Below are 5289 nucleotides of genomic sequence, written 5' to 3' on the forward strand. Positions count from 1 at the left end.
CGGTGGCCTCGACACCGTCCATGCGGTTGAGCTTCTTCTCGATCCGGGCGGCGCACGAGGCGCAGGTCATGCCGCCGATGGCGAGTTCGACCTCGGCCGCGCCGGGCGTGGTGGTGGTCATGTCTCTGCTCCTCGGAGCTGGTGGTGGTACGAAGTCGGGGCGGGACCGTCCGCCCGCGGTGCCCCGCCCCGACTTCGTACCACCACCAGCTCCGAGGAGCAGAGACATGACCACCACCACGCCCGGCGCGGCCGAGGTCGAACTCGCCATCGGCGGCATGACCTGCGCCTCGTGCGCCGCCCGGATCGAGAAGAAGCTCAACCGCATGGACGGTGTCGAGGCCACCGTCAACTACGCCACCGAGAAGGCCAAGGTCACCTTCGGCCCGGACATCGCGGTCGCCGACCTCATCGCCACCGTCGAGGCCACCGGCTACACCGCGCGCGAGCCCGAGCCGCCGCGCACCGAATCCGGGGACGGCGGCGGCGCCGTCCCCGAGGCCGACGAACTGCGGCCGCTGCGCGAGCGGTTGACCGCGGCCGTGGTGCTCGCGGTGCCCGTCATCGCGATGGCCATGATCCCGGCCCTCCAGTTCGACAACTGGCAGTGGCTGTCGCTCACCCTCGCGGCGCCGGTGGTCACCTACTCCGCCTGGCCGTTCCACAAGGCCGCCTGGACCAACGCCCGGCACGGCGCGGCCACCATGGACACCCTGATCTCCGTCGGCACCGCCGCGGCCTTCCTGTGGTCCCTGTGGGCCCTGTTCTTCGGCACGGCCGGCATGCCCGGGATGCGGCACCCCTTCGAGCTGACCATCGCGCGCAGCGACGGCGCCGGGAACATCTACCTGGAGGCCGCCGCCGGAGTCACCGCCTTCATCCTGGCCGGGCGCTACTTCGAGGCCCGCTCCAAGCGCAAGGCCGGCGCCGCCCTGAAGGCCCTGCTGGAACTGGGCGCCAAGGAAGTCACCGTCCTGCGCGACGGTCGCGAACACCTCGTTCCGGTGGCCGAGTTGAAGGTCGGGGACCGCTTCCTGGTCCGGCCCGGCGAGAAGATCGCCACCGACGGCACCGTGGTCGAGGGTTCCTCCGCCGTGGACGCCTCCATGCTCACCGGCGAGTCCGTGCCGGTCGAGGTCGGCGTGGGCGACGGCGTCACCGGCGCCACCCTGAACGCGGGCGGCCGGCTCGTCGTCGAGGCCACCCGGGTCGGCGCCGACACCCAACTGGCCCGCATGGCCAAGCTCGTCGAGGACGCGCAGAACGGCAAGGCCGCGGCCCAGCGCCTCGCCGACAAGATCTCGGCGGTGTTCGTCCCCGTGGTCATCGCCCTGGCCATCGGCACCCTCGGCTTCTGGCTCGGCAACGGCGCGGGCATCACCGAGGCGTTCACCGCCGCGGTCGCGGTGCTGATCATCGCCTGCCCCTGCGCGCTGGGCCTCGCCACGCCGACCGCGCTGATGGTCGGCACCGGACGCGGCGCCCAGCTCGGCATCCTGATCAAGGGCCCCGAGGTCCTGGAGACCACCCGCAAGGTCGACACCATCGTCCTGGACAAGACCGGCACCGTCACCACCGGCCGGATGACCCTGCTCGCCGTGCACACCGCCGACACCACCGACGAGGCCGAGGTGCTGCGGCTGGCCGGCGCCCTGGAGCACGCCTCCGAGCACCCCATCGCCCAGGCCGTCGCCGCGGGTGCCGCGGCTCGGGTGGGCACCCTGCCCGCCCCCGAGGACTTCGCCAACATCGCCGGCCTCGGCGTCCAGGGCATCGTGGAAGGGCACGCGGTCCTGGTCGGCCGCCAGAAGCTGCTCGCCGAGTGGGCGATCGAGCTGTCCGACAAGCTCGCGCAGGCCAAGGAACAGGCCGAGGCGGCCGGCCGCACGGCCATCGCGGTGGCCTGGGACGGCGAGGCCCGCGCGGTGCTGGAGGTCGCCGACGCCATCAAGGAGACCAGCCCGGAGGCCATCCGCCGGCTGCGCGCGCTGGGCCTGACGCCCATCCTGCTGACCGGCGACAACCGCGCGGTCGCCGAGGCGGTCGCCGCGGAGGTGGGGATCGCGCCCGAGCACGTCTTCGCCGAGGTCCTCCCGCAGGACAAGGTGGACGTCGTCAAGCGCCTCCAGGGCGAGGGCCGTTCGGTCGCCATGGTCGGCGACGGCGTCAACGACGCCGCCGCGCTCGCCCAGGCCGACCTGGGCCTGGCGATGGGCACCGGAACGGACGCGGCCATCGAGGCCGGCGACCTCACGCTCGTCCGGGGAGACCTCAGGGTCGCGGCGGACGCGATCCGGCTGTCCCGCAAGACGCTGGGCACCATCCGGTCCAACCTCTTCTGGGCCTTCGCCTACAACGTGGCGGCCCTGCCGCTCGCGGCCAGTGGCCTGCTCAACCCGATGATCGCCGGCGCGGCCATGGCCTTCTCCTCGGTCTTCGTGGTCGGCAACAGCCTGCGGCTGCGCGGCTTCCAGCCGGCGGACCGCTGAGCCGCCGACCAGGACAAGGAGGCCGCCGTGGCCCACCAGGACGACATCGTGAGACGACTGCGCCGCATCGAGGGCCAGGTCCGTGGCCTGCAGCGGATGGTCGAGGAGGGCGCCTACTGCATCGACGTCCTCACCCAGGTCGCCGCCACCAACGCCGCGTTGCAGTCCTGTGCGCTGGCACTGCTGGACGAACACCTCAACTCGTGCGTCACGGAGGCCATCGTGGAGGGCGGTGAACAGGCCAGGACCAAGGTCAGCGAGGCGTCCTCGGCCATCGCCCGGCTCGTCCGGGCCTGATGGCCGGCCTCCGGAACGAAGCGGCCCCGGGCGGAGCGATCCGCCAGGGGCCGCTTCGCGTGTCACCTCCCCTTCGGTGCCGCGCACTCGGTGCGCAGCCGCAGCCCGAGACTGACGCACAGGCCGAACACCTGGCGCAGCAGCACCACTTCGGCTTCGCCCAGGCTCGCTCCGCAGAGCCTGGCGCACCCGCCCTTCACCTGGCCGACGACGATGTTCCTGCTGAAGGTCACCATGGTTCGACCATACCCCTACCGGGTATGTCGGCGGCATCGGTGATACTGCACCGGTGGGGCTTGTCCTACGATGTGGAGCGCCTCGGTGACGGGCGGCGGAGGGGAACAGGTGCGACGGCTCGGTGGTCTGGAAGCCGAAATCATGGACCGTCTCTGGACCTGGGGGCGGCCCGCCACGGTCCGGGAGGTCGTCGACGACATCAACAGGACCAGGCCGGTCGCCTACACGACGGTGATGACGGTCGCGGACATACTGCACCGCAAGGGCATGCTGCGGCGCGAGAAGACGGGCCGCGCATGGCTGTACGAGGCCCGGCGCAGCCGCGAGGAGTACACCGCGAGCCTGATGCAGGAGGCGCTCGGCAGCACCGAGGACCGGCAGGCCGCGCTCCAGCGCTTCGTGGAGCACATGTCGCCGGAGGACGTCTCCGTACTGGAGGCCGCCCTTCGTGCCGCCGGGCACCGGCCCGCCGGTGAGGCGCCACCGGAGAGACCGTCGTGAGCGGACTCCTGTACCGCCTGGGGGAGTTCCTGCTGCCGTTGCACCACGTCCTGCCGCCGCTGATGCTGGCGGCCGCGGTCGGGGTGGTGCTGCCGCGGTTCCTCGTCCGCAGCTCCTGGGCGCACCGGACCCCGCGGCTGACGCTCGGGCTGTGGGGACTGCTGGTGCTCGCCCTCACCGCCTCCCTCTCCCTCGCCGTGCTGCAACTGTTCTTCCCCGTCGCGGAGAGCCACCGGCTGTCCGCGACGGCCGAGGGCTGCTTCCTCACCGGAGGCGCGCGCTGCGCCGCCGTCATGCTGGACGAAATGGGCAGGTTCAGCGTCCGTGCCTGGGCGGGCTTCGCCGCGGCCGTCTGCCCGCCGCTCGCCCTCGCCCTGGCCTTCGCGCGGGAGCTGGTCCAGTTCCGGCGCCGCCGCCTGCGCCACGCCGAACTGGTGCGGATGGTGGGGACCTGGTGCACGGAGCTGCGGGTCACCGTGCTGCCGCACACGACGCCCGCCGTCTACTGCCTGCCCGGGCGGGCGTCCCAGGTGGTCGTCAGCGAGGGCGCCGTACGCGCCCTGACCGAGGAACAGCTCGCGGCGGCGCTGGAGCACGAGCGCGCGCACATCGCCGGGCGCCACCATCTGCTCACGGCCGCCGCCTCGGCCGTGGGGGCCCTCTCCGGGCGGCTGCCGCTCGCCCGGTTCGTGCGCGACGAGGTGCCGCTGCTGCTCGAGATGGCCGCCGACGACCGGGCGTTGCGCCGCTGTTCGCGCCGGGCGCTCGCCGTCGCGCTGTACGCGGTCGCGGCCGGGCAGACACCGCACGCGGCCTTGGCGGCGGGCGGGTCGTCGGCCGTGCTGCGCATGCGGCGCATCCTCGAACCGCCGACCGAGCGGCCCACGGTGCAGGGGGTCGCGCTGCTCGTCCTGACCCTGGCGGTCGGCCTGCCCGCGCTGGCGGGGCTGTGCTGTTCGGTGCCGGGGCCCGGCATGTGAACGACCCGCCCCGGAATGTTCTCAACTGCCTTGCGGAATAGGGTGGTTACTGTTCGCAGCGGGGGAACCAAGGACGGCCTACGGGAGGTTCTGCCCTGATGAGCGTGGACGTACGGCCCGCCGTCGCCATGGACGCGGCCCCGATCTCGCACCTGCTCGCGACGGTGATCCGGCACAGCTGTACGGGTGTGCTGGCACCGGACGACGTGGCACGCATGGTGGGCACGAACTGTTCGCTGCCGCGTATCGCCGCCGAGATAGGGATACCGGGCGGCGCCCCCGGCTGGCTGGGCTGGCTGGTCGTCGCGGAGCCGGACGGCAGGATCGTCGGCGCCGCGGCCGGCGGTGTCCCCGGCGCCGGCGCGGGCGAGATCTACACCCTGTGCACCGCGCCCGACCGGCGCCGCCGGGGCATCGGCAGCGCCCTCCTGGGCGCCCTCGGCGACCGCATGCGCCTCGTCGGAGCGCGGAGCCAGCGGGTCACCCTGCTGCGGGACGGCGACCCCGCGCTGGCCTTCTTCACGGCCCGGGGCTTCGCCGGCGGGGGACGGCGGCTGGGCCGGGCCCTGTGAGCCGCCGGGGCCGGCCGCCGCGGGGGCCGGCCCCGGCGAGCGCCTCGGACCGTGGCGTACCCACGCGTTGGCGTGAACGCGCATTCCCCCTGGCTGGACCGCCGACGACGCTCCCGGACACGATGGTCGGGCGGCGTGGCCCCGGCGGCACGGGGCCCGCCCGGAGGGCCGGGACCGGCCGAGGCCACCTGGAGGAACCATGCACACACAGAC

Annotated in this window: 7 protein-coding genes; 5 read left to right on the top strand and 2 right to left on the bottom strand. The window is 73.4% G+C overall.

The window, feature by feature from the left end:
* Positions 1-229: cation transporter (locus FRZ03_RS41130; RefSeq protein WP_398659807.1), on the bottom strand; the 229-nt coding region annotated here is incomplete at its 3' end.
* Here FRZ03_RS41130 and FRZ03_RS06410 point away from each other — a divergent pair.
* Positions 228-2489: a heavy metal translocating P-type ATPase gene (locus tag FRZ03_RS06410; RefSeq protein WP_146464165.1), complete on the top strand. Its 2262-nt coding sequence runs from the start codon at positions 228-230 to the stop codon at positions 2487-2489. The genes FRZ03_RS41130 and FRZ03_RS06410 overlap by 2 nt on opposite strands.
* A 27-nt stretch (positions 2490-2516) precedes the next feature.
* Positions 2517-2786: a metal-sensitive transcriptional regulator gene (locus FRZ03_RS06415; RefSeq protein ID WP_070025049.1), complete on the top strand. Its 270-nt coding sequence runs from the start codon at positions 2517-2519 to the stop codon at positions 2784-2786.
* 62 nt (positions 2787-2848) lie between these two features.
* Here the strand turns inward: FRZ03_RS06415 and FRZ03_RS38840 are convergent, their stop codons facing one another.
* Positions 2849-3022, bottom strand: a complete 174-nt coding sequence (locus FRZ03_RS38840) for a hypothetical protein (protein WP_186785277.1) — start codon at positions 3020-3022, stop codon at positions 2849-2851.
* Between the two features lie 109 nt (positions 3023-3131).
* Between FRZ03_RS38840 and FRZ03_RS06420 the strand changes: the two genes are divergently transcribed.
* The 3 genes from FRZ03_RS06420 (at position 3132) to FRZ03_RS06430 (ending at position 5076) form a co-directional block, all read left to right on the top strand.
* A complete protein-coding gene (locus tag FRZ03_RS06420) occupies positions 3132-3524 on the top strand; it encodes a BlaI/MecI/CopY family transcriptional regulator (protein ID WP_146464171.1) in 393 nt (130 codons plus the stop codon).
* A complete protein-coding gene (locus FRZ03_RS06425; RefSeq protein WP_146464166.1) occupies positions 3521-4504 on the top strand; it encodes a M56 family metallopeptidase in 984 nt (327 codons plus the stop codon). The genes FRZ03_RS06420 and FRZ03_RS06425 overlap by 4 nt, the downstream gene beginning before the upstream one ends.
* A 98-nt stretch (positions 4505-4602) precedes the next feature.
* A complete protein-coding gene (locus FRZ03_RS06430; protein ID WP_146464167.1) occupies positions 4603-5076 on the top strand; it encodes a GNAT family N-acetyltransferase in 474 nt (157 codons plus the stop codon).
* Positions 5077-5289 lie beyond the last annotated feature (213 nt).

This window comes from Streptomyces misionensis, from assembly GCF_007896895.1.
In the GTDB taxonomy this organism is placed as follows: Bacteria; Actinomycetota; Actinomycetes; order Streptomycetales; family Streptomycetaceae; genus Streptomyces; species Streptomyces misionensis_A.